Consider the following 23367-nt stretch of genomic DNA (forward strand, 5'->3'; position numbering starts at 1 on the left):
CGCCTCCGCCGGCAGGGCCTTGTGACTGACGCATCAGGATACCTGACGCCCTGGGTTCAGTAACAAAGAAGATGACGCAAAGCGCCATGAGCCCACCAGAGCAGGCTCCGCCGGGTAGCGGGCCAGCAGCGGCCCGGGAGCCCCCTCCCCCCTCACGCGCGGCCGTTCACGTCTTGAACCTCAGGGCAGGAGTTGCTTCAGGTACTCGGCGGCATACGGCGCGAGCAGGTCGCTCTGCAGCAGCAGCGGATCACCCAGCAGACCCGCGGCGGAGTCCCGGTCCAGCTCGTGGACACCCATCACCTCGAGCGGCTCGCGCGAGCCGAAGGCCTCCAGGACCACGATACGGCCCTCCCTGGACGCGCCCTCCCCCGTCGGCGGCTCGCCCAGGAGCCGCTCGAAATACTGCAGGGACCCCTCCCGCGCCCGCGCCTGGCGGACGACGCTGATGACGACGACGACGCGCTCCCACTGCGCGGGAGGCATCGTGGAGCGGATGGTGCGGACGTGCTGGTGGAGCTGGTCGAGCTCGTCGCGGGCCGCGGCCCGAACATGGGCGATCAGCACCGGGCGCACGGCCTGGACGAACCGGGAGAGGCGCTCGGGAGTGGGCCTTCCGCGGGAGAGGCACTCCGCGAGCAGGGTATCGGACTCGCGCAACAGCGTGCGCGCACCGTCCAGCAGCTCGGGTGGGACGTCCCTCCGGGTCGTGGAGGCAGGGTCATCGAGTGCCGCCAGGACCGCGGGGATGAGCTCTCGCGTGTTCCGGAAACGCTCCTTCGTCTCCTCGGAGAACTCGGGACCAACGTTGCCGAGCAACCCCGCATAGACGCTGAAGGGGACATGGGAGAGCGCCTTCAGCGTGTGGTAGCGCGAGGTGAAGACGGGATAACGCGTGGTCTTTCCCTGCCAGGAGAGGGTGAGCGTCCCGTCCATGAGCAACACCGGGCGCTCGCCCGTGCCAAGCCGGGCGACATAGGCGGCACGGGCACTCGCGTACTGCTGGTGGAAGAGCGCATTGAGGGCCTTGAGCGGATCCTGCTCCGCATCGCTCGAGCCCGACGGCTCCTTTGAGTCGTGAGAGGACGTCCGGGCCGCGGGTGCCTCTGGAGACACAGGAGCAATGGCGGAAACAGCAGCAACGGCCGGAGCCGCTGTCTGACAAGCCACTGAGCAGAGTCCGAGGAGCGCGGCGAGCAGCAGGTGGCGGGCGACGACGCTGGCGGAGGACATGGCTCCCGGAGTCTCCGAACGAGCCAGGTCCACCGTCAAACCCAGGGAGACGTGAACCGACTTCTTTCACACGCTTCGCTCCGTGTGCGGGCACCGCGAGCCCTCGTCAGGCTGAGTGCTTCCATGGATTGACAGCCATTGCCAGACAGGCTTTATAGCATTTCAGCTTTATCCTGTTTTGCACATCTTGAAATTTTTCACCCCAGAAGAGGCTCCGAATGAACCGAAACCTGAGCGTCCCGTCCCTCCTCCTCGGTGTCACCCTGCTCGCGGGTTGCGGAGCCGATGTACCCATTGCGCCCGTGGGAGAGGGGTTCCTGGGCGAGGCGGCTGAATCCTCACAGGGCAGCGAGCTCCAGTCCCTGGCCGTCGCCGCGGCCTACTGTGACGACGTGCTCACCTGGGACGCATCCTGGCAAAGCTTCGAGAGTCAGGTGCTCACCCTGGTGAACCAGAAGCGCGCGGCGGGTGCCACCTGTGGTGGCGTGGCCAAGCCGGCCGCCCCCGCGCTGACCCTGGACACCCGGCTGCAGTGCGCCGCCCGCAAGCACTCGAAGGACATGGGGACGAACAACATCTTCGACCACAACGGCTCGGATGGATCCACTCCGTGGCAGCGCATCACCAACGCCGGCTACACCTATACGGCGGCGGGCGAGAACATCGCGGCGGGCTACAGCACCCCGAGCGCCGTGGTCAACGGCTGGATGGCGAGCACCGGCCACTGCAACAACATCATGAACCCCAACTTCAAACATCTCGGGGTCGGCTACTTCTACAAGGCCGGCAGCACCTACAGCCACTACTGGACGCAGGACTTCGGCCGGCAGTAGCCGAACTCGTGGCTCCGGTTCCCACTCCGGCGTGAGGCGCGCTAGAACCCGGAGCCATGAAGGCATACGAGATTCGCGGTGGATTCGGGCTGGACAAACTGGTGCCCTGCGAGCGGCCGGACCCCACTCCCGGCCCCTTCCAGGTCCGGGTGCGGGTGAAGGCCACGAGCCTCAACTACCGGGACCTGATGATGGTCGAGGGCCGCTACAACCCACGGCAGAAACTGCCCCTCATTCCCAACTCGGACGGAGCGGGCGTGGTGGATGCCGTGGGACCCGGCGTCACCCGGGTGAAGCCCGGGGACCGGGTGATGGGCCTCTTCTCGCAGGCATGGCTCGCCGGAGAGCCCTCCCGCACCGCGCAAGCCACCACCCTGGGCGGGCCGCTCGATGGGGCGCTCGCCGAGATGATGCTCCTCCACGAGGAGGGCGTAGTGCCCACGCCTCCGCACCTGTCGGACGAGGAAGCCTCCACGCTGCCCTGCGCGGCCGTCACCGCGTGGAGCGCGCTCGTCACCCAGGGTGGACTCAAGGCGGGCGACACCGTGCTGCTCCAGGGCACGGGAGGCGTCTCCATCTTCGCGCTGCAGATCGCTCGGATGCTGGGCGCGCGCATCCTCCACACCTCCAGCCGTGACGACAAGCTGGAGCGCGCCCGCTCACTGGGTGCCCACGAGGGCATCAACTACGTGACGACCCCGGACTGGGACAAGGCGGCACGCACCCTCACCGGTGGCACCGGCGTGGACCATGTCGTGGAGGTGGGCGGTGCCGGCACCTTCGAGAAGTCCTTGCGCGCCGTGCGCCTCGGGGGAACGGTGTCCGTCATTGGCGTGCTCAGCGGAGGAGCGGGGACGGCGCCCCTCACCCCCATCCTCATGGGGAACCTGCGCGTGCAGGGCGTCTTCGTGGGCCACCGCCAATCCTTCGAGGCCCTCAACCGTGCGCTGACCTTGCACAACATCCACCCGGTGGTGGACCGCGTCTTCCCCTTCACCGAAGCGCCCGCCGCCTTCGAGTACCTCAAGAGCGGCGCGCACTTCGGCAAGGTCGTCATCCGGGTGGAGTGAACCCTTCTCCAGGCGGGCTTCGCCGCCCGCCTCAGCCGATGTACCGGGAGAGCGGCTTGAGCCAGACGACGACGGCCGCCGCCCCGGCGTCGGGGACACCGACGGCGCGCTCACCGAGATAGCTCGCTCGCCCCAGGCGCGGCTTCATCCGCGACGTCTCCTCCGCGCCCTTCTCCGCCGCTTGGACACAGGCGTCCCAGGCCTCGGCGGGAGGCTTCCCGGCCTTCAGCGCTTGCGAGAATGCGTCCGCCGCCGGGCGTAGGGCGTCGAGCATCGTGCGGTCCCCGGGACGGGCACCGCCCAGCTCCGCCACGGCCTCGACACCGGCCTGGAAGGCCTCGGCCCAGGCGGTCGCGTCCGGGCTCGTGTCCGCCAGGTGGCGGGCGGCGCGCAACAACGCGGTGGCGTAGAACGGCCCCGAGCTGCCGCCAATGCTGCGCCGCAAGGCTCCGCTGATGGCCGTCAGCGCCCGGGAGGGGCTCGTCCAGGAGGACTCGGGCAGGGCGCGCAGGGCCGCCGCACCGCGAGCCAGGCTGATGCCCAGATCGCCATCGCCCGCGGCACTGTCGAGCTCCGTCAAGCGCGCCTCGGCCGCGTCGAACGCGTCGGCGACCGCGAGGACCGCCTGTCTGAACCGGGCCATCCCGGGGTGCTCCTCGTGGGTGCCCGCGGGAGCTGGCGGCGCGGGCGGCACGGGCTGGCTCCGGCGAGCCGGGGCGATCTTGCCGTTGCCCGGCCAGGCCGGTGCGCCGGAGACCGCGTCGAGCCGGTGCAACCGCGCGTCATCCACCCTCAACAGGGACAGCGAACAGCCGGGCATCTCCAGCGCCGTCAGGAACGAGCCACTCCAGGCCCGCTCCACGGAGACACCCCGCTCGCGCAACACGGCCAGGGCCCGGCGGGCCACGATCGCCAGCTCCATGGGCGGCGTGCCTCCCAGACCGTTGACCAGCAAGGCCACGCGGTCGCCGGAGCCAATATGCCGGTCCTCCAGGATGGTGGCCAGCAGGGTCTCCACCAGCGCGTCGGCCGGTTGCAGCGGCACGCGCCGCACACCCTGTTCGCCATGGATGCCCAGGCCCAGCTCGATCTCTCCCTCCTCGAGCGAAAAGCCGGGACGGCCCGCCGCGGGCACGGTGCAGGGACCGAGCGCGACGCCCATGGTGCCGAGCTCGGCGGCGGCCGCGGCGGCTTCCCGTGCGACCTCCGCGAGCGAAGCGCCCGAGGCAGCGGCGGCACCGGCCACCTTGTGCACCAGCACGGTGCCCGCGATACCCCGGCGCCGTCCGGGCTCGACGGTGTCGCGCAGGGCGACATCATCGGCGACCACGACAACCTCCGTCGGGATGCCCTCCGCACGCGCCAGCTCGGCGGCGAGGCCGAAGTTCAGCCGGTCACCCGTATAGTTCTTCACGATCAGCAGCGCGCCCGCCGGTCCCGAGACAGCCCGGATCGCGGCCAGGACGGCGTCGGTGCTGGGCGAGGTGAACACATCCCCCGAGACGGCCGCGTGCAGCATTCCGGCGCCCACATAGCCCGCATGCGCCGGTTCGTGTCCGCTGCCGCCACCGGAGAGGATGGCGACCTCGCGTTGATGGACGTCCGCGGGAATGTCGGCGCGGACCACCACGGCCTCGCCCTCCAGCAACGCCAACCCTGGAGAGAGTGAGACCAGTCCCTCGAGCATCTCCCCCACGACCGAGCGGGGGGCATTGACGAGTTTCTTCATCCATCAACCGTCGCCGCGCCGCCCGAGTCACGTCAAGTCTTTGTCGCGCTTCCTCCCCAAGGTAGCTTGCCCCCCATGTCGCCCAAGCGAGTCCGCATCCTCCTGTCCCAGACGTTCAACCCCTGGTTCAACCTCGCTACGGAGGACTGGATCTTCCGCGAGATGGACTCCAGCACGCAGACGCTCTTCCTGTGGCGCAATGCGGAGACGGTCGTCATCGGCCGCAACCAGAACCCCTGGTCCGAGTGCAACCTGAAGCGCATGGAGGAAGACAAGGTCTTCCTCGCGCGGAGGACCAGCGGCGGTGGCGCGGTCTTCCACGACCTGGGCAACACCTGCTTCACCTTCCTCTCCTCCAAGGAGGGCTACAACAAGACCACCAACGTGACGATCCTCTTGAATGCACTCAAGCGGCTCGGAGTGACGGCCGAGGCCTCGGGACGCAACGATCTGGTGATTCCGCTGGAGGACGGGCCCCGGAAGATCAGCGGCAGCGCGTACCGGGAGACCCGTGACCGGGCCTTCCATCACGGCACGTTCCTCATCTCCACGAACCTCACACGCCTGACGAACTACCTGACCCCCCACCCGAAGAAGCTCGAGTCCAAGGGGAGCACCTCCGTTCGCGCGCGGGTGATGAACATCACGGACCTCCAGCCGGCGGTGACACACGAGTCCCTGGTGCAGGCGATGATCGGCGCCTTCTGTGACCACCACGGGGCCACGGCCGAGCCCGAGCCCCTGGATCATGACTTCCTGAAGAGCCAGCCGTCGCTCGAGGGCATGTTCGAGAAGTTCTCGTCCTGGGACTGGCGCTTCGGCAACGCGCCCCAGTTCCACCATCAGATGGTCGAGTACCTCTCGTGGGGATTCTTCGAGGTCCACATCGACTCCGAGAACGGCCACATCAGCCGTGCACAGGTCTTCTCGGACGCGCTCTTCCCGGATCTGGTGCAGGAGCTCCAGGCCGCCCTGGTGGGAAAGCCCTACAGCCGCTCCGGAGTGAAGGACGCCGTCACTGGGGTTCGTCCCCGTCACCCGGGTCAGGAGCGCGAGCTCGACGAGCTCGAGGCGTGGCTGATGAATCAGGTGGAAGTATGAGCCCGCTCCGTGCCGCCCCGGCGCTCCCCTAGAGGATGAACACCCTCATCACCGCGCTGGTGGCCTTCACGTTCGGGTTCATCGGCTCCATGCCCCTGGCGGGCCCGATCGCGGTGCTGGTGTTCTCCACGAGCGCACAGAAGCAATACGGCACCGCCCTGCGCATCGGGCTGGGCGCCGCGCTGGCGGTGGCGATCTACGCCAGCGTGGCCTTCTGGGGGTTCTCGACCTTCCTCGCGAACCGCCCCGCGGTCCTCCCCGTGTCGCACGGGTTGAGTGCCCTCGTGCTGACCGTGCTCGGGGTGCACTTCGCCCGGTGGAAGCCCCGGGACGAGCAGCAGCCCGCTCGAGGCCACAACCCGCACCTCCAGGGCTTCCTGCTCGGCTTCACCATCGCCGCGCTCAACCCCACCCTGCTGGCCACCTGGAGCACGGCGGTCGCGTTCCTCTACTCGCAACAGCTCGTTGCCTTCTCCGGGCTGCTCGCCCTCCCCTTCGGTGCCGCCGCTGGCGCGGGAGTGGCGAGTTGGGAGTTGGTGTTCGTCGGGCTGCTGCGGCGCTACCAAAGCCGGTTCTCGCGTCAGGCCCTGGCCTGGATGGTTCGCGGCATGGGGGTGCTGCTCCTCGTGGGCGGGGTCATCACGGGGATCGAGCTCGTCCGGGAGCTCGTGTCCCCTCCAGGCCCCAGCGCCCACGCCGCCCGAGCACCCCCCACCCCACGAACCGGGGCTGCTCGAGCGGACGCGCCCGACTCAGGGCGTGACGGTGATGTTCACGAGCGGCGTCAACGGGCCGAAGAAGCCCACACCGTCCTGAACCATCTCCCACTGGAAGGGATAACTTCCCGGTGTGCCGGGCGCGGCGACAGTGAAGGAGAAGGACTTCTGCTGACCCTGGTGAATGGTCTCGCTGGGGGCGAGGAAGGCGCGGCTGGGGCCCCAGGCGGTGTTGTTCGCCGGACTCTGTGAACCCAGACGGAAGGCGTTGAGCTCCGTCCAGGCGGAGGTCCCCGTGTTCTTCATTGTCACCGTGACGGTGAAGCTCGTCCCCGCCTGCACCGTGGTGGGCACCCCCTGGCTGACGAAGGCGGCACCGAGCGGAGGCGTGGTGAGGAACGTCTCCAGGACCAGCTGGCGGTGCGGCAGGAAGGTGGTGCGCAGCGCCGTGGAGATGTCGAAGCGCGTCGGGTCCGTCGGATCATCGAACTCGGTGCTGTGCACGAAGCGCGAGGAGGGCGGCCACGTCAGGCCCCCGCCCATCGACTGGCCGTTGCTGCGCTGGTGGCATCCACCGCAGGAGAGCGCCTGGGCCCGAGCCACGATGTCCTTCGGCGTCAGCGGGCTGCCGATGGCGGTGAGCTGCGCCTGGATGTTGGCGTGGAAGGCACTCGGCCCCGCGCCGAAGCGGGTCACGTAATCATCCACCGTCCCCGGCGTCTGCGAGTCGCTCTGCCCGGCGTTGAAGACATCCGCCACCGTGTAATTGAAGGTGTTGATGTTGTTCACCGCCAGACTCTGCACCTGCGAGAGGAACGCGCTCTGGAAGGCAGGCGCCAGCGGGTGGGCGGAGGCCGGATCGAACAGATCACCCCAGGGGTTGGTCTTCACCGTCACCGGGACGAACTGCAGGGTGCACCCCAAGGACGAGGAACAGGTACGCATCAGCTTGAACTCGTGCAGCAACCATGGGCCCTGGATGAACTGGTTGGTGCGCACCTGGCCCAGGCTCCCCGCGTTGAAGCCGTAGTTGCGCATGTGGACGACAGGCGAGAAGCCGGTGAGCCCGTTGAAATAGAAGTTGCTCAGCTTCGCCGCCCGGGAGGGGATGCTGGGATCGGCGGTGAGATCGGACCAGAAGTCGGCCACGGGCCGGCAGCCCTCCAGCCCCAGGTCCTGCCGCGGGTTGGGCAGCACCGCCTCGAAGATGATGAAGTTGCGGCCGGGCCCCACACCCACCTTCTTCGCGAAGACGATGCGGTACTCGCCGCAGTCCGAGCCGTTCGCCGGCGCCAGATCGAAGCGGTTGTAGAGGCCCACCGCCACATAGTCGTTGATGGACGGCGTCGCACCTAGAGGAGCCTGGGAGCCCTCACCGGGGCGGCACGGGTAGGTGAAGCCGTTGAGCGTGCCCCCGTTGTCCGTGCAGTGCGGGCTGAACGGCAGATCCGGTTGCCCCGGCGCCGGGTTCTGCGTGTCCCAGAGTTGCCGGAAGAGCTGGGTGGCCGTGAAGCCACCTCCACCATTCTGGGTCACCATCTGGTTCAGCACCGTCACCAGCGAGAAGCTGGCCAGGATGCCCTTGTCCGTCACCGCCAGGGAGCGGCGTGGATCCACCGGCACCACCATCTGCGCCGAGACCCCCTGGCGCTCCGGCAACAGCAGGCCGATTCCTCCGCGCTCCGAGTGCAGGGGACCCGAGACCCCTGCCCCGCTCCCTGAAGGTCCTTCCTCCTGCCCTGACGAAGCTCGCTCACCGCATGCGCCCAGACCCGCGACGAGCGCTATCGCACAGATGAACCGGCTGGCCCACCTTTTCATGTTTTTCCCCTCTGGCTTGGATTCAGGGGATTTATACACCAGGAGTCACATTTCCTCCAGTCCCTGTGAAAAGCTGCATTTGAGACCGCGACCTCACGTGGCAGTGCTCGGCCAGTCCGCGGCGGCTCGTTTCAGCACCTCGGCGGTCGCCGCATCCGCGGGAAAGAAGGACTCGATCGCGAGCCCGGCGAGCGTGATGTCGGTGGCGGTGCCGAAAACAGTGGTGGTGCTGAAGAGTGACAGGAGCCCCTGGGGAGTCTGGAGGCGCAGGGGCACCACCACTCCCGCGTACTCCTGCTCGCGGGCGGGCCCCTGCGAGGCGTGGGAGGAGCCCCCATGAGAGGCATAGCCGCGAAGCTCTTCATGGAGCGCGGAGAGAGTCGAATCCGCGGTGAGCTCGATCTGCCGATGGAGCCGGGTGAGGACGTGGCTGCGCCACTGCTCCAGATTGGCGATGCGCGGCGCAAGCCCTGAAGGGTGCAGGCTGAGCCGCAAGACATTGAGCGGAGGCTGGAGCATCTCGGGCGCTATCCCGGCGAGCAGCGAGCCCACCGCGCGGTTGGAGGCAAGCAACGTCCAATGCCTGTCCACGGCGAGTGCCGGATAGGGCTCGTGCCCGGTGAGCACGAGGTCGACCGCCTCCCGTGCGGCACGCAGCGCGGGGTCGTCGAGGTTCCGCTCGGAATAGACGGGGGCGAACCCCGCGGCCACCAGCAGGGCGTTGCGGTCATTCAAAGGCACATCGAGCTCCTCCGCGAGATGAAGCAACATCTCCCGGCTCGGTTGCGATCGGCCCGTCTCCAGGAAGCTGACGTGCCGGGCGGAGACCTCCGCACGAAGCGCCAGCTCCAGCTGGCTGAGGCTTCGGCGCTGGCGCCACATCCGCAACATCTCTCCCACCGGTCGGCCCTGAATCGTCATGCCGGGAGGATAGGGGCGGGACGTCATCCCTCCAATTACCTCGGGCGTAATCGACTCCGGATGGGTCGCCGCGCATTTTGTGACTGAAGCGACGGAGGCCTCTCGCCCCGTCGTGAACCCCCTTCCTCACGGGAGAACGCTGAACATGAGCTCGATGACTGCTTCGTGGAACCTGCTGCGCCGTGCCCTGCTGGCCGATGGTGTCATCAGTGGCACCACCGGGGCCCTGATGATGATCGCCGCCAGCCCACTGGCCGGACTGCTGGGGCTGAACGTGGCCCTGCTGCGGACAGCGGGCTTCAGCCTGCTCCCCTTCTCCGCCCTGCTGGTGTACCTCGCCGGGCGAACCATCGTCCCTCGGTGGGTCGTCTGGGGAGTCGTGAGCGCCAACCTGCTGTGGGTCATCGACAGCGTGCTGCTGCTGGTGACCGGCTGGGCCGACCCCACACTCTGGGGCTACCTCTTCACCGGGGGGCAGGCGCTGGCGGTCGCGGTCTTCGCCGGGCTGCAGTACGTGGGGCTGCGGCGCTCGGTTCCCGCGCTTGCCTGAGGTGGTACCGGCAGACCGGCGAGGCGCGTGGGCGTGATCCACAGGACGCGCCTGCCGCCTACGCCCGACGGGATTCGCAACCCGCTACACTCCAGGCCACGAGGGAAGAGCATGGATCTGGAAGAGTTGCGCGCCTTTCTCGACGTGGTGAATACCGGTTCGTTCCTGTCCGCCGCGGACTCCCTGGGCGTGTCTCGCACGACCTTGAGGCGCCGCGTCGAGGCGCTCGAGGCACGCGCCGGTGTGCCACTCCTCAAGAGCACTCGCCAGGGCATCGTCTTGACCGAAGCCGGCGAGGTGCTCGCCCAGCGCGGGCGGATCATGATGCAGGAGACGAGCGCGTTGCTGGCATCCATCCGCGAGGTGGGCCAGGCGCCTTCGGGGGTGCTGCGAACGGTGCTGCCCGTGGGGCTGCCGCCGCACCTCCTCACGCCTCTCTTCGGGCTGTTGCGGAGCGCCTATCCGCTGCTGCGCGCCCACTTCCGCTTCAGCGACAACCCCCTCGGCGAGCCGCTGGACAACGTGGACATGGCGGTCCACTTCGGGGAGGACACCCCCAAGGGTCCGTGGCTCTCGCACGTGGTGCTTCGGATGCGCGAGGGCCTGATCGCCAGCCAGGAATACCTGCGGCAGCGAGGGACTCCGCGCTCGGTGGAGGAGCTGCGAGGCCACGAGCTCTTTTCCTGGGAGGCCCCGGGAGACGATGCGCGCATCTGGCCCACGCTCCGGGGCACCTCGTTCGCGGTCGAGCCGGCGCTCATCGCGACGGACATCCACCTGATCCGGTCCTGCTGCATCGCCGGGCTGGGCATTGGCCTGGTGCCCAGCGTCGAGCTGGCCGACCCGGGCAGTCCCCCCGATCTGCTGGTGCCCGTGCTGCCGGACGTGGTGGGACGTGAGCGCGCGTTACGCATCAGCGTGCCCGAAGCGCTCGCCGAGATTCCCAAGATCAAACAGGTGCTCTCGCACATCCTCCGCGCCCTGGAGCCGCTCTAACGGGCCGTCTCTTCCTTGACGGCGTAGATCTGCCCGCGCATCTCTCCGTAATAGGTGTGCGCCTTGGTGTGGAGGTTGAAATAGAGCACGCCCTTCTTCGCCAGGTACTCCAGGCCGGCGATGGTTTTCGTCTGGTTCGGGAGACCGATATCGGAGGGGCAGCTCTCGGGCAGCGAGGGCTTCAGACCCGGCATGTCCTTGACGAACTTGACGTTCTTGTTGGTGAGCTCCACCGTGAGCTTGCCCTGGGCGAACTGCTTCGAGGCGCTGACGCTCTCCCCGAAGTCCACGATGATGGGACCGAGGAATCCCGGCGGGCCGCAGTGGATATGGAACATGAGGATGTCGGCGGGATTGACCCCTTGAATCTCGACGTCGACATAGGCCTTGCTCAGGTCTCGAGCGAAGCGGATCTGCCCATGGCCCCTGGACTTCCGCTCCTCGCGAGGAATCGAGGGCGCCGTGGCCCCGAGGCTCTTCTCCAGCAGCTTCGGGGTCTCTGATTCCTCACCGGGCTCCTGGGCAGGGCTCAGGAAGGCCTCGTAGACCGTGAAGGTCGTCGCGCCGAGGGCGGGGTCCTTCGCATGGGCGGGCAGCATGAAGAGGGTGCTCGTGAACGCGAGGGCCGTCAGGGTACGCATGGGTATTCCTCCAGCGAGTGGTGTGCTGCAGGAGTATCCCCGGCGGTGGCACGGCAGAAGTCCGAAGACGGACATGTGATGGCCGATATCTGACCATGCCCGCACCGGGCTGGATTCGGCCGTGGTGGGAACCAGCCCTAGAGACCCCAGAAGGGGCCGTGGAGGCGTGCCCGGTGCGGGCAAGCCAGCGCTGGACGCAGTCCCGGCCGCAGAAGAGGCGCTGGTGGCCACAGGTGTGCACCACAATAAGGTTGCAACGAGAACATTCTGCACGTAAAGTAACACGCACTTTCCGTGAACAGCCCGTTTTACCCGTGCCGTGCTCGAGTTCGCCGTCTGGCCGTGGAAGCTGTTGCCATCACGTAGAGATGTCTCAACTGGAGGGGGGAGTGACTCATGGCGTTGTCTCCAATTGAAGCCAGCAGATGTGTCATCTGGGGAACGTTGGCGACAACCTGGATGGCAACCCATTTCGCGCTCCTCGGTTGCACTCCTCCGGCGGTGACTCCGCCCAAGAGAGCCGAGCCAACCTGTGCCCGCACCTCCTTGCGCTTGGATGGGACATCCTTCCGGGAGCTCAGGCTCGAGGACGTGACCGGGGATGGCCACGGGGACCTCGCCGTACTCCAGGACGAGGGATTCCTGGTGCTCTTCGCGGGCCAGGGGGACAGCACCTTCGCTGCGCCCAGGAAATACTCCGTGGGCCCGACGCCTCGTGACATCGCCGTTGCCGATATCAACGAAGACGGGAAGAAAGATCTCCTGGTCGTGGGTCACTTCTCCAATGCCTTGACGGTCCTGCTGGGAACGGGTGGAGGAGACTTCCAGGAGGCCAGGTCCTATCCGCTGGGCAACCACTCACAGAAGCTACGGCTCGCGGATTTCAACGCGGATGGCCACCTCGACGTCGTCACCAAAAATGCTGGCTCGGGAGGCTTCTTCAACATCACGGTCCTGATGGGGCGCGGGGATGGAAGCTTCGCAGCGGCGGTGCCCTACCCGACGACAGGCCTTCCACGAGACCTCGGCATCGCCGATATCGACTCGGACGGCAGGACCGACGTCCTCGTCGCCATCACGAACCAGAACGTCGTCGACGTGTTCCGTGGGCAGGCGGACGGTACCCTCTCCGCTCCGGCCCGGCTCGACCTGTCGGAAGACCCGCTGCACCTCGAGCTGTTCGATGTCAACGGAGACGCCGCCGCGGACCTCCTGGTCTCGCATGGCCTGGCCTCTCCAGGCCATCTCTCCATCTACCTCAACCAGGGCGAGGGAACATTCGGACCCGAGCGCAGGGTCGGCCTGGATTCTCCCGATGCGTTCGTGAGCCTCCACCTGGATGGAGATGGAACGCCCGACCTGGCCGTATCAACGCTGGAGGGCGCCGTCCTGCTGCTGAAGGGAACGGGCGACGGCTCGTTCTCTCCCGCTTCCGCTCCCCTCTACCAGGGAAACTGGCCCACCGCCCTGGCCGTCGGAACGCTGGATGGAGACGCTCACCCCGACATGGCCTGGCTCACCTCCAAGGGAGAGGTGGAGATAACCCATGACATCCAGTCGTGCGTGGTGAAGCTCCCGGAATGAGTTCCAGGGGCTATCCCCGAGCGCGGGATGCGCGTCTTCCTGTCTCACCGGAGCTCATGCCGAAACGAGGAGAGAGCATGAAGAACCTGACACCACTGCTGTGCTTCATCGTCGTCGTGGGACTGTCAAGCACCGCCATGGCCCAGCACACGACGCGCTGCACCCAGGACGACTGGCTGATGACGGCCGATGCGGGGCGCGGCCGCAACCAGTGGGCCGTCAAATGCAACTACATCAAGCAGACCAAGGCGGACTACCTCAACGCGGACGGCGAGTACGTCGTCTTCATCAACGGGTGCAACACCTTCCCGCACGTGCCAACGGGCTCCACCTGCCAGTTGTTCGTCCCCGCGGATGCAAACGCGCCCTGCCAGGCGGGCCTCATCTATCTCGGCACGTGTGTGGTGGGTTGCTATACCCCGAAGCAGCGGCTGGCCTTCAACGGCATCCGCACGGCCATCGAGGAGGCCTATCAGGCACACACGTCCTCGGTGACCGGGCTGAGCACCGAGTCCACCCGGAGCCTGTTGAAGTTCTCCGAGCAGCCCATCCAGAGCTTCGTCTCGGGAGAGGCCAATGAAGAGATCATCGTGCTCGAAACGGCGGACGGCCGCAGGCTCGAGGTGACCCAGGAGCATCCCCTGGTGAATGCCCAGGGCGACATGGTCCGTGCCAGGACCCTCAAGGCGGGTGATCTGTTGCTGGGCGCGGACGGACTCCCCGTGGCGCTGGTGAACGTCTCCACCTTCCACTACCGGGGCAAGGTGTGGAACGTCCGGCCCCTGAGCACGGTCAAGACCGAGAACATCCTGGATGCGGAGGGACTGCTCTCGGGCTCCATCCGTTTCCAGAACGCATGGGCCGATGACTCCTTCCGCCTCTTGTTGAGGGACTCCTTCAATGTCTCCGGCCTGTAGACACGGCCGCCCCCCCTACTCACACGTCTTCGAGGGCTGACATGATTCGTTCCTGGATGGCAGGTCTTGTGGGTGGTTTGCTGCTGAGTGCCGGAAGCGCATTCGCGTATGAGGCGAATGACCAGTGTGGCTCGGCCCAGGTGGTCAACCTGGGGGCCTTCAGCACGGTCTCCACCTTCAGTGGAAACACCTGCAACGCGACCCCCGACACCCTGTCGCACTGCAGGCCATACGCGGCACCGGACGTCTTCTACAGATTCACGGTCAACCAGCGCTCCCTGGTGTACGTGGACGCCTTCAGCTCCACCTACGACACGGTGCTCTTCTTCACCGACGTCTGCTCCACCGAGCAGAACAAGGGCTTCGAGTGCGTGGATGACCAGTGCGGCACCCTCCAGAGCCAGATGGTGCAGCTCTTCGAGCCGGGCACCTACTACCTGGTCGTGAGCGGCTTCGGAGGCCAATGCGGCGCCTTCAACATCCACTTCCAGCACCTGCCGGCTTCGGACGTCCTCTACAAGTTGCCGGAGTCATCGCAGTTCAGCTCGAGCACGGACAACATGGCCAACCGGGGTGTTCCCCTGCTGACCGACAGGACCCAGTCCACCTGCTCCGGCTCCTATGGCGGGCGGGACGTCACCCACTATTACACCACCTGCCCCAGCTACCTGGGCGGCACCCTCTCCGCCACCACGTGCGGACTGGCCTCTTTCGACACGGTGCTCTACTTCCGCCAGGGCAATACCCCGGCCGTCGCGTGCAATGACGATGCGTGCGGCCTGCAATCAACCATCAGCGGTGCCGTCACGCCAGGGGCGGCCCTGCGAGCCCTGTACACGGACGGCTATAGTTCATCCAGCTTCGGGGACTTCTCGATCAACCTGTCCCGGCCATGAACGCCATGCTACGAAAGTCTCGACGTGCCCTCTCATTGTCGGTTGCCGTCGTCCTCGTGCTCATGGGCCTGGGTGTGGCCTGGTGGCGCCACCCCGGGCCGGCCCCCGAGGCGCAGCGGCCTGCACCGGCCCCTTCGCAGGCGCCCACGTCCGTCATGGCGCCGGGCCTTCCACCCCAGCGAACGGCTGACGGGACGCGCTCATGGGTCCCCGGCATGCTCTACCGCTACGAGGTGAGCACGGACCAGAAGGTCGCCTTCGCCAACAAGACGCCCTCGGGGGTGGATTCCGCGCTTCCGGGAATGCATCTGTCCATCCAGGGCGAGTGGAACGTCGGCGTGGTTGCCATTGACGGCGAGCGCATCGACGTCCGGGTGAACCTGAAACTGTCCACATTCCAACTGAGCGCCGAGGACAAGGATGTGCTGACCCCCGAGGTGCGGCGCACGTTGACCACGGCCCTCGAGATGCCTTTCTTCCTGACGCTCGGCAGGTCGGGTTCGGTGGCGCTCACCCACTTCGAGGAGGGGGTGGACGACCTCTCTCGCGGCGTCCTCCGCACCCTCGTGGCGTCGTCCCAGTTCGTGGTGTACGGGGCGCCCACCGCCTCCTGGCAGGCCGAGGAGCACGACACCACGGGCAAGTACGTCGCGGTGTACCAGCGCCTGGCCCCCAACCGCTTCGAGAAGACCAAGCAGTCGTACACCCACGTGGCGACGCCACAGGGGCTCCAGCCACTGGGCTCGGACATCCGCATCAGCGTGAACACGCGCGCGGCCTTCGAGCTGGGTGAGGACCTCTGGGCCCAATCCCTCCAGTCGAACGAACACCTGGAAGTGGATACCAGCGCGGGCCTGCCCGCGGCCCTCACCGATCTCGAGCTGAGCCTGCGCCTGCTGGAGCGCCGGAGGGTGCCCTCCCTGATTGGCTCGCTCGAGGCGCGCCAGGGCCTGTTGAGCACCTCCCCCCTGGCCAGCTTCCAGGGACGGTCACAAGATCCCCTGGCGCACTACCGGCAGGTGCTGGGAAACAAGACCTTCGAGGATCTCGTCAAGGAGCTGCGCTCGCTGCCAGCGGAGGAGAAGGCCCGCGATGACGCGCGGACACGGGCGCTGGAGCAACTCCGAGCGCTCTTCATGCTCAAGCCCGAGGAGGCCCTGAAGGTTCCAGACATCCTCCGCTCGGGACTCTCCCCTCTCGCCGCCAGCCCCATGCTCGGGGCGCTCTCCGCGGCCAGCACCCCGCAGGCCATCCAGTCCCTGGTGACGGCCTCCGGAGACCAGGCACTGTCCACCGATGTCCGCATGGACGCGGTCTCCGCGTTGGGCATGGCGGGCGAGCCCACCCGGGAGGGAGTGGACGCGCTCCGCAACCTGGGCCGTGACCCGAATCCGATGCTGCGGGATACGGCGACACTGGCCTTTGGCAATGCGGCATTCCAGATGAGCGACACCGACGCGCGCGGCGCGGAAGCGCTGGTCTACGAACTTTCCAACGGCTACCGCACCGCCAGCACTCCGGAGCAGCAGGCCATCGTGCTCAGGTCCATGGGCAACACGCGCGCCCCGGGCACGCTGGACACCCTCCGGACGGCACTCCGCTCCAGCTCCGTGCTGGTCCGGGAGGCGGCCATGGTCGCGCTGCGCAACGTCCCGGGGCCCGAGGCCGATCAACTCCTGTCCTCGCAACTCCTGGCGGATCCCGCGGTCCAGGTGCGCAGGAGCGCCGTCTTCGCCTGCAGCTTCCGGCCCCCCGGACCTCTCCTGCCAGCGCTGGGGCAGGCGCTCCGCAAGGATCCATCGGACGCGGTTCGCTCCGACATCATCCAACTCCTGGGCAACATCCGGGGCAGCGTGCCTGAAGCCCTGGTCCTGCTGGGCTGGGCCAGTCAGAACGAACCACATCCCGAGCTCCGGCAGATGGCCACCGTCTTCCTCAACACCCCCACGACGCCGGTCCCCTCACAGCCAGACTCCACCCCCACCCGCTAAAACCAGACTCCCCACCGGAGTCATCCCGCCCGGGGCCGGGCCCTGGCGGAACACGTATGCACAGAGCCCGAATGTTCACGGATGAACATTCTGACTTTTATTGAGATTTTCACTCTAATCACAGTGGTACGCGTAGTCTGCTTCACTCCAGGCGTAGCCTTTTTCACTCCGCGGGAGACCCACCCCACATGAAAAGTAAAGTGTTGCGATCCATCGCAGTGCTGGCTGTCGTGGTTCCAGGACTTGCGGCGGCCCAGAGCTTCGTCGACACCACTCCATACGTCGTGCAACCGCAGAAGTATCCCTACAACGCCTACGCTCCTGGCTACCTGCTGAATGACCACTATGCGTGGGAATCGACGGTAGCCCCCTTCAATCCCGATGGTGCGTATTCAGTCGGGCAGCAGAACGCGATCATCCAGGACGAACTGAGCCGCTCGGGCGGCACGCTGTCCTTTGATCCGTCCGACTACTCCCACAACATCACCATCGAGCAGCCCACCATTCCGGAGGCCACCCAGCACATGGTGCCGGCGCCGACGGAGATCCTGCCGTGGACGACACCGTTCGGGACGTTCAACAAGACCTACTCGCGCGTCGAGCGGTTCGGAAACAACATCTTCGGCGCGGGCTACGCCGTGAATGCGACGATCACCGCCGAGACGGCGACGCCGACCCAGGACAAGCGGGTCGACGCCATGGCCGAGGGGAAGATCGTCGGCACCGCCTTCAACTACGAGAAGGAGCTCGTGCGCGGGCGCGCGCAGGTCTCCGGACAGCAGGGCGGCGCCAACAGCGGCACCGCCGCGCTGTATGCGCTCGGGCAGGAGATCTGGTCCACCAACCTCTACGCCACCTACGAGCCTGCCCCCATCAACTGGAGCCGGACCTTCTTCAGTGCCTCCAAGAGCTTCATGGTGGGCCCCGTGCCCATCACGGTGAAGGCCTCGCTCGCCGGCGGCGTCAAGCTCGCCGTGAAGGGCATTGTCGGCCCGACGGTGGCCCGGTTGACCGCGACGCCGGGGGGCTGGTCCAACGTCACCGCCTCCGCCTCGGTGGATGTCATCATCCTCGCGTTCGGCCTGGAGGGAGCCCTGTCCCTCATCAATGCCTCCCTGCCCTCCGTGGGTGAGCTGTTCTGGCCGGTCTGCACGCTCGACTGGACGCTCAAGTCGAACCTCGACCTGAACACCCTGTCCGGTACCCTGAAGCTGTTCGCCCGGATCAAGTTCCTCTTCTTCAAGAAGACATGGTGGGTCACCATCGCCGAGTGGTCCGGAATCACGCGCAACTGGTCACTGCTCAATCTGACCGGCTCACAGCCCCTGGGTATTTGCGGTTAGTCCGGGACGCGGACATTCCGGGACGCGGACATTCCTCCTCGAGTGTCTGGCGGAGGCAAGCGCGAGCATCCGGCTCCCGCTTGCCTCCCTGAACGCTCGAGCCTCGCGCCATGAGCATTGGAATGTTCCACCCGATTTGGACTGGCATTGTCTTGCCGCGTTGCGCCGGTGACTGGACTGTCACACCGAGGTCACACCGGCGTCTGTGCTGGCGCGAGTCCTGAAAAAACCCCGATTCATACGGATAGTCTTGATTCGCCGTTCTGTTGGTGTATATAGGGACGTACAGATAGTCCTGGTTTTCTCATGTTGTTCGAGGGGGCACGGCAGGCACGAGTTCTTGCTGCCGCGCTGGAGTTGACCGCGCGGTGAAGGTCCATGACGTGGACGGGCAGGTTCCATGGTCATGGCCAATCATGAGGAGCGTCAATTCCTCACGGTTCTCGTAGCCACTTGTCTCATCGCTCAATCAGCCGTGAGGGGGTAATGCCGATGCAGTGGGTCCATGGATACGGCGAGTCGATGCGCGGGGGGACAGCCTCCGTCAGGCGAATGGGCCTCATGCTGGCAATGGCGGGATTCCTGTCTGGCTGCGGGGAGCCGGACCCCGGGCCAGGTACCATCCGCCATGGCAGTGAGAGCCAGGAGATCGACAAAGACAGAAGCCATCGCACCGGCGACTTTCCCGCCAAGGTATTCCACTACTCATACAGCTTCGACCTCCGGCCCACCCAGGACTCGTCGCGCCAGGCGCACTCGGGCCTGCTGATGAGTGTGCCCTCCCCGGGCGGTGACTGCACCGTGTTGAAGGGCCCTCCGGGGCTCACCCGGGTGCTGTGGAATGGGGCCCCGGCCAGTCGCGTCGAGCCGCTCGCCGACGGGGCCCTGCGCATCTGTGGCCTCCCGGTGTCCGAGGGGCATCTGCTGTTCATCGAGGCGGACGTCACAGTCCCCGAGATGACGTACGACTACACGCAGGTGGGCTTCTCCCGGCGGCAGGACCGCAAGGGAAATACGTTCTCGTACCTCATGAGCTGGGTCGAGCAGTGCGACCGGCTGGGGCTCTGCGACGACGCGCCCGGCCGGCTCGCCACCTTTTCCTTTGAAGTGCAGCACGCCGAAAACGATGTCGTGCTGTGCCCGGGCCAGCTCTTTCGCGACAGCCCCACCGAGACGTTCTGCCTGATAGGGCCGGGCCGGCAGGCGCCCACGTACTCGGCGTTCGCCATTGCTTCCAATCCCGCCTGGGTGAAGACGCTGTTCGCGCAAGCGGGTGCCACCCGGCTCGAGTTCTACGAGGTGCCCGGCGGCCTGCTCGCCCCGGCGCTCAACCCGGCCGACTTCACGGATTACCTGGGGTGGCTCAAGAGCCTCCTCGGGCCGCTGCCCTACGGAGACACGCTGCGCGTCGTGGGCGGGCCCACGGAGTTCCTCGGCATGGAGCACCCCGCCAACATCGTCCTGCGCGAGGATCTCCCCCTGCTGCGCAGCGAGTACGCCAACGGGCCCCGACACACGCTGATGCATGAGATCGCGCATCAGTGGTCGGGTAACCGCACGACCATGGCGGAGGCGTATGACTTCGCGTGGAAGGAGGCCATCGCCGAGTACCTGTCCTACGTCTACGAGGCCCAGAAGTGGCCCTCGGACGCCGCCCGGACGCGAGTCTATTGGGACCGGATGGCGCGCTCGGCCATGTTCTACCCGAAGCCGGCGGACCACCCGGAGCCCTTCCTGACGTTCGCCGCGGACGTGTACGGCACCGGGCCGATGATCTTCTTCCTGCAACTGGAGACTCTGCTGCCGGGAGGCCAGGCCGATGTCGTCGAGGGCATCCAGCACTTCCTGTCCGTGCCGGGCGTGCGAGACACCGAGCAGCTGCGCAGCTCCCTGGAGCAGGCCGCGGGACTGCCGGAAGGCTCGCTGTGGGGCTACTTCGACGCCTGGGTCTACGGAAGCGGAGAGCCGGACTGGCCCTACTTCGACGTGACCACGGAGCAGGTGGACGGCCAGCTCACCCTCACGGCCACGCAGCAGTCCTACGAGGGCGGCATCTATCCGGTGGCCGTGACGGTGCGTGTCCGGGGAGAGACCCAGACGAAGGATGTCGTCCTGAACTACGGGCTCGCACCCACCAGCGGCACCCTCAGCGTCACGGTCCCCTTCCCCGAGCCCGTCCTGCAGGTGTCGGTGGACCCGGACAGCCGTGTGGTCAATCGCAGATTCTTCGGTGCACTGGAGGAGGCCGCGCCGCCGCGCTGGCACTTCTGAGTCCCGAGCCGTTCCGACGTTCAGCTGAGCAAGTGAAGAGGGGGATGTTCGAGTGAACGCACGACACGAAGAGAAGAACACCACGCAGCGTTTCCAGTGGTCCCGGTGGGGAGGCCCCGGGCTCGCGCTCCTCCTGCTGGCGGGCGCGGGCACGTACACCCTCGTCGCCCGGCGGGCGCCGGTGGGTGCGGCTCCGGAGCAGAGCGCTCCGCCCGCGGAGGGGCGGACCCCGGAGTCCTCCACCGCCAAGGCGGCCGGGAGTGTCCGCGCCCCGCCGAGGTCCGCTCCGGCCACTTCCGCCGCGCCCGTGGCCCCGCAGGCCACTGGAGCTGCCTCCGCGCCGGCCGTTGCCTTGACGGAAGCGGAGCAGGCGCAGGAGCTGGCCCAGCACCGTGAGGCGGTGCGTCAGGCCGCGCGCACGTACCGGACCGGGCGCTTCAACGCCTTCTTCCGCGAGGAGCCCTTCCTGAAGGAGTTCGCCCAGGGTGGGCCGGCCCAGCTCGCCGCGCTCAAGGCCGAGCTGTCGGACCCGGCGGCGCTCACCTCGCTGTCCGCGGACACGCAGTTCCTGCAGAACAAACCGGAGGCGGTGTTGGATCGCATGTCGATGATCGACATCCTCTACTCGATGGCGCCCAAGGATCCCGCCGCGCGCGACACCATGGTGGAGCTGCTGCTGGAGCCCGTCGACCGCGGCCTGCCCGACACCGCCAAGAAGGGGCTGGTCGGAGAGAAGTACGATCTCCTCTTCCGGCTGGCGCAGTTGGACCGGCAGCTCGCGTTGGACTCGTACGCCCGGCTCGACAGCCCGAAGATGAAGAGCCTGCTGCGTGAGGCCCTCATGGCGGGGCTGGCCGAGTCCGGCGCGACGATGGACGAAGTGCAGCGGCTGATGCGGACCCTCTGAACGGAAGTCTGAAACCAACACATCCCCGTCCCCTGTCCGAGCCCACCCCGTGAGGTGAACGGGAGGCGTGTGTCCTGGGGACGTCTCGAGAGCATCCGCCGGCGGACCGTGTTCCCACGGGTCCGGCCGGAAGGGCACGGGTCTGTCCGGCCCGTGGAGTCGTAGTGGCACAAGGCAACGCCGTACCTACCGAAGCAAGGAGAGATCAGTGGCTCATTCTTGGAAGCAAGGACTCATCGGGGCTTGCTGTGTGGCGCTCACCGCGGCGTGCGGAGGCGCACCGGAGATGGACGCCCCTTCCGCCCTGCAGCAGCAGCAGCGGGGTGACGACGTACAGGCGGCCCTCGCCGCGCTGGGCAAGGTCGAAGTGGTGAGCATGGCGGCGGACGGCGTGCCCACGTTCCTGCGTGGCAACTTCGGCACGGTGGACACGTCCTTCGTGGCGAAGGGGCTGCACGCCTCCAACGAGCGCGCCCACCAGGCGCTGCTGCCGACCCTGCGCCGGATCGCCCCGGCCTTCCGCCTGAGCGCGGAGGACCTGAACATCCGCTCGACGCGCACGGACGACGTGGGCCTCACCCACGCGCGCTATGAGCAGGTGCGCAACGGCCTGCGGGTGGTGGGCGGAGAGCTCATCCTCCACGTCAACGCCGCCGGTGAGGTGTACGCGGCCAACGGCAATGCCCGCGGCGCCAACGAGCCGCTCACCCTGAAGCGGGTGTCCCCCGAGGTCGCGGCGGTGGCGGCCATTGGCGGGGTGGACACCCTCAAGGCCCAGGGCGCTCCGAACCAGGTGTACTTCCTGAGCGCCGAGGGCGAGCTGTCCCTGGCGTACGAGGTGACGGTGGCGGGCACGCGCGAGGGCGAGCCCGCGCGCGACCTGGTGTACGTGAGCGCCAGCTCCGGCAAGGTGCTCGAGGTCCGGCCGCAGATCCACTCCGCGTTGAACCGCGCGCTCTACACGGCCAACAACCAGTGGACCACGCCGGGCACGCTGCGCCGCGGCGAGGGCGGCGCCGCCACGGGCGACAACCACCTCGACACGAACTACAACCACATCGGCACGACGTACGCCTGCTACGACACCCTCTTCGGGCGCGACTCGTTCGACGACCGCGGCGCGCAGATCACCAGCACCGTCCACTACGGCCAGAGCTACGTCAACGCGTACTGGGATGGCTTCCAGATCGTGTTCGGCGATGGCGACAACTTCAACTCGACCCAGCTGGGCCTGGACCTGGACGTGACCGCGCACGAGATCAGCCATGCGGTGACGGAGCGGGAGTCCGGCCTCGCCTACCGCAACGAGTCGGGCGCGCTCAACGAGAGCTACTCGGACATCGCCGCGGCCTTCTGCGAGAGCTGGTCGCGCGGCTCGGTGATCGATGCGGACGTGTGGAAGATTGGCGAGGACATCTGGACGCCGGGCACCGCGGGCGACGCGCTCCGCTACATGAACAGCCCGACGCTCGATGGCTCGTCGCGTGACTACTACCCCGAGCGCTACACGGGTACGTCCGACAACGGCGGCGTGCACTGGAACTCCGGCATCCCGAACCTGGCGTTCAAGCTGCTGGTCACCGGTGGTACGCACCCGCGTGGCAAGACGGCCGTCAACGTGACGGGCGTGGGCATGCACCGCGCGGCGCAGACCTGGTACCACGCCAACGCCAACTACTTCACCAGCACCACCACCATGTCCCAGGCGAAGACCTGGACCGCCCAGGCCGCGCAGGACCGGTACGACGCGACCGTGGTGCAAGCGGTGCGCGATGCCTGGAGTGCCGTGGGCGTGCCGTAGGCGCCCGTGCGGTCAGAACGTAGCAATCACCCGAAACAAGGAGACG

The 23367-nt window shown here is 67.2% G+C and carries 18 protein-coding genes and 1 pseudogene; 14 read left to right on the forward strand and 5 right to left on the reverse strand.

Features of this window, described 5'->3' with window-relative positions:
• Positions 1-180: 180 nt before the first annotated feature.
• Entirely contained in the window at positions 181-1233 is a 1053-nt protein-coding gene (locus DAT35_RS55650) for a hypothetical protein (RefSeq protein WP_108077620.1), read from the reverse strand.
• A 218-nt stretch (positions 1234-1451) separates the two neighbouring features.
• On the opposite strand from DAT35_RS55650, the gene DAT35_RS55655 reads away from it, so the two are divergent.
• A complete protein-coding gene (locus DAT35_RS55655; protein WP_108077621.1) occupies positions 1452-2066 on the forward strand; it encodes a CAP domain-containing protein in 615 nt (204 codons plus the stop codon).
• A gap of 56 nt (positions 2067-2122) precedes the next feature.
• Complete coding sequence (locus DAT35_RS55660; protein ID WP_108077622.1) at positions 2123-3136, forward strand: NAD(P)-dependent alcohol dehydrogenase; 1014 nt, start codon at positions 2123-2125, stop codon at positions 3134-3136.
• 31 nt (positions 3137-3167) lie between these two features.
• Here the strand turns inward: DAT35_RS55660 and dhaL are convergent, their stop codons facing one another.
• Positions 3168-4865: a dihydroxyacetone kinase subunit DhaL gene (dhaL, locus tag DAT35_RS55665; protein ID WP_108077623.1), complete on the reverse strand. Its 1698-nt coding sequence runs from the start codon at positions 4863-4865 to the stop codon at positions 3168-3170.
• 75 nt (positions 4866-4940) lie between these two features.
• On the opposite strand from dhaL, the gene DAT35_RS55670 reads away from it, so the two are divergent.
• Together DAT35_RS55670 and DAT35_RS61665 are read left to right on the forward strand one after the other, a co-directional pair.
• Positions 4941-5966 (forward strand): lipoate--protein ligase, encoded by a 1026-nt coding sequence (locus DAT35_RS55670; RefSeq protein WP_108077624.1) that lies wholly within the window; start codon positions 4941-4943, stop codon positions 5964-5966.
• Positions 5967-6055: 89 nt separating this feature from the next.
• Positions 6056-6592: pseudogene (locus DAT35_RS61665) on the forward strand (LysE family translocator); the annotation flags it as partial.
• A gap of 126 nt (positions 6593-6718) precedes the next feature.
• On the opposite strand, the gene DAT35_RS55680 reads toward DAT35_RS61665, so the two are convergent.
• Both DAT35_RS55680 and DAT35_RS55685 read right to left on the reverse strand, forming a co-directional pair.
• A complete protein-coding gene (locus DAT35_RS55680) occupies positions 6719-8503 on the reverse strand; it encodes an NBR1-Ig-like domain-containing protein (protein WP_108077626.1) in 1785 nt (594 codons plus the stop codon).
• Between the two features lie 93 nt (positions 8504-8596).
• Positions 8597-9451, reverse strand: coding sequence for a helix-turn-helix domain-containing protein (locus DAT35_RS55685; RefSeq protein ID WP_233262287.1), 855 nt, complete (start codon positions 9449-9451; stop codon positions 8597-8599).
• Positions 9452-9569: 118 nt separating this feature from the next.
• Between DAT35_RS55685 and DAT35_RS55690 the strand changes: the two genes are divergently transcribed.
• Complete coding sequence (locus DAT35_RS55690; protein WP_108077627.1) at positions 9570-9974, forward strand: hypothetical protein; 405 nt, start codon at positions 9570-9572, stop codon at positions 9972-9974.
• Positions 9975-10085: 111 nt separating this feature from the next.
• Complete coding sequence (locus tag DAT35_RS55695; RefSeq protein ID WP_108077628.1) at positions 10086-10970, forward strand: LysR family transcriptional regulator; 885 nt, start codon at positions 10086-10088, stop codon at positions 10968-10970.
• On the opposite strand, the gene DAT35_RS55700 is transcribed toward DAT35_RS55695, so the two are convergent.
• Positions 10967-11611, reverse strand: coding sequence for a CHRD domain-containing protein (locus DAT35_RS55700; protein WP_108077629.1), 645 nt, complete (start codon positions 11609-11611; stop codon positions 10967-10969). The genes DAT35_RS55695 and DAT35_RS55700 overlap by 4 nt on opposite strands.
• A gap of 459 nt (positions 11612-12070) precedes the next feature.
• Between DAT35_RS55700 and DAT35_RS55705 the strand changes: the two genes are divergently transcribed.
• From DAT35_RS55705 to DAT35_RS55740, 8 genes are all read left to right on the forward strand, one after another.
• On the forward strand, positions 12071-13195 hold the full coding sequence (locus DAT35_RS55705) for a VCBS repeat-containing protein (RefSeq protein WP_158502379.1): 1125 nt from the start codon (positions 12071-12073) through the stop codon (positions 13193-13195).
• Between the two features lie 77 nt (positions 13196-13272).
• A complete protein-coding gene (locus DAT35_RS55710; protein WP_199243308.1) occupies positions 13273-14112 on the forward strand; it encodes a Hint domain-containing protein in 840 nt (279 codons plus the stop codon).
• 41 nt (positions 14113-14153) lie between these two features.
• Positions 14154-15008 (forward strand): hypothetical protein, encoded by an 855-nt coding sequence (locus tag DAT35_RS55715; protein WP_158502381.1) that lies wholly within the window; start codon positions 14154-14156, stop codon positions 15006-15008.
• Positions 15009-15223: 215 nt separating this feature from the next.
• Positions 15224-16999: a HEAT repeat domain-containing protein gene (locus tag DAT35_RS55720; RefSeq protein WP_233262288.1), complete on the forward strand. Its 1776-nt coding sequence runs from the start codon at positions 15224-15226 to the stop codon at positions 16997-16999.
• Between the two features lie 200 nt (positions 17000-17199).
• Positions 17200-18342, forward strand: a complete 1143-nt coding sequence (locus tag DAT35_RS55725; protein WP_233262290.1) for a hypothetical protein — start codon at positions 17200-17202, stop codon at positions 18340-18342.
• Positions 18343-18903: 561 nt separating this feature from the next.
• Positions 18904-20613, forward strand: a complete 1710-nt coding sequence (locus DAT35_RS55730; protein ID WP_158502383.1) for a M1 family aminopeptidase — start codon at positions 18904-18906, stop codon at positions 20611-20613.
• 52 nt (positions 20614-20665) lie between these two features.
• Complete coding sequence (locus DAT35_RS55735; protein ID WP_108077635.1) at positions 20666-21520, forward strand: hypothetical protein; 855 nt, start codon at positions 20666-20668, stop codon at positions 21518-21520.
• A gap of 286 nt (positions 21521-21806) precedes the next feature.
• On the forward strand, positions 21807-23321 hold the full coding sequence (locus DAT35_RS55740; protein ID WP_233262289.1) for a M4 family metallopeptidase: 1515 nt from the start codon (positions 21807-21809) through the stop codon (positions 23319-23321).
• Positions 23322-23367 lie beyond the last annotated feature (46 nt).

The sequence above is a fragment of the Vitiosangium sp. GDMCC 1.1324 genome (assembly GCF_003044305.1).
Classification (GTDB): domain Bacteria; phylum Myxococcota; class Myxococcia; order Myxococcales; family Myxococcaceae; genus Archangium.

Coding starts and splice junctions, on each gene's coding strand:
- DAT35_RS55685 (WP_233262287.1), bottom strand. CDS start 9,451: ATGACGTCCCGCCCCTATCCTCCCGGCATGACGATTCAGGGCCGACCG.
- DAT35_RS55655 (WP_108077621.1), top strand. CDS start 1,452: ATGAACCGAAACCTGAGCGTCCCGTCCCTCCTCCTCGGTGTCACCCTG.
- DAT35_RS55695 (WP_108077628.1), top strand. CDS start 10,086: ATGGATCTGGAAGAGTTGCGCGCCTTTCTCGACGTGGTGAATACCGGT.
- DAT35_RS55690 (WP_108077627.1), top strand. CDS start 9,570: ATGAGCTCGATGACTGCTTCGTGGAACCTGCTGCGCCGTGCCCTGCTG.
- DAT35_RS55670 (WP_108077624.1), top strand. CDS start 4,941: ATGTCGCCCAAGCGAGTCCGCATCCTCCTGTCCCAGACGTTCAACCCC.
- DAT35_RS55650 (WP_108077620.1), bottom strand. CDS start 1,233: ATGTCCTCCGCCAGCGTCGTCGCCCGCCACCTGCTGCTCGCCGCGCTC.
- DAT35_RS55660 (WP_108077622.1), top strand. CDS start 2,123: ATGAAGGCATACGAGATTCGCGGTGGATTCGGGCTGGACAAACTGGTG.
- DAT35_RS55715 (WP_158502381.1), top strand. CDS start 14,154: ATGATTCGTTCCTGGATGGCAGGTCTTGTGGGTGGTTTGCTGCTGAGT.
- DAT35_RS55740 (WP_233262289.1), top strand. CDS start 21,807: ATGGACGCCCCTTCCGCCCTGCAGCAGCAGCAGCGGGGTGACGACGTA.
- dhaL (WP_108077623.1), bottom strand. CDS start 4,865: ATGAAGAAACTCGTCAATGCCCCCCGCTCGGTCGTGGGGGAGATGCTC.
- DAT35_RS55680 (WP_108077626.1), bottom strand. CDS start 8,503: ATGAAAAGGTGGGCCAGCCGGTTCATCTGTGCGATAGCGCTCGTCGCG.
- DAT35_RS55700 (WP_108077629.1), bottom strand. CDS start 11,611: ATGCGTACCCTGACGGCCCTCGCGTTCACGAGCACCCTCTTCATGCTG.
- DAT35_RS55710 (WP_199243308.1), top strand. CDS start 13,273: ATGAAGAACCTGACACCACTGCTGTGCTTCATCGTCGTCGTGGGACTG.
- DAT35_RS55705 (WP_158502379.1), top strand. CDS start 12,071: ATGGCAACCCATTTCGCGCTCCTCGGTTGCACTCCTCCGGCGGTGACT.
- DAT35_RS55730 (WP_158502383.1), top strand. CDS start 18,904: ATGCTGGCAATGGCGGGATTCCTGTCTGGCTGCGGGGAGCCGGACCCC.
- DAT35_RS55720 (WP_233262288.1), top strand. CDS start 15,224: ATGCTCTACCGCTACGAGGTGAGCACGGACCAGAAGGTCGCCTTCGCC.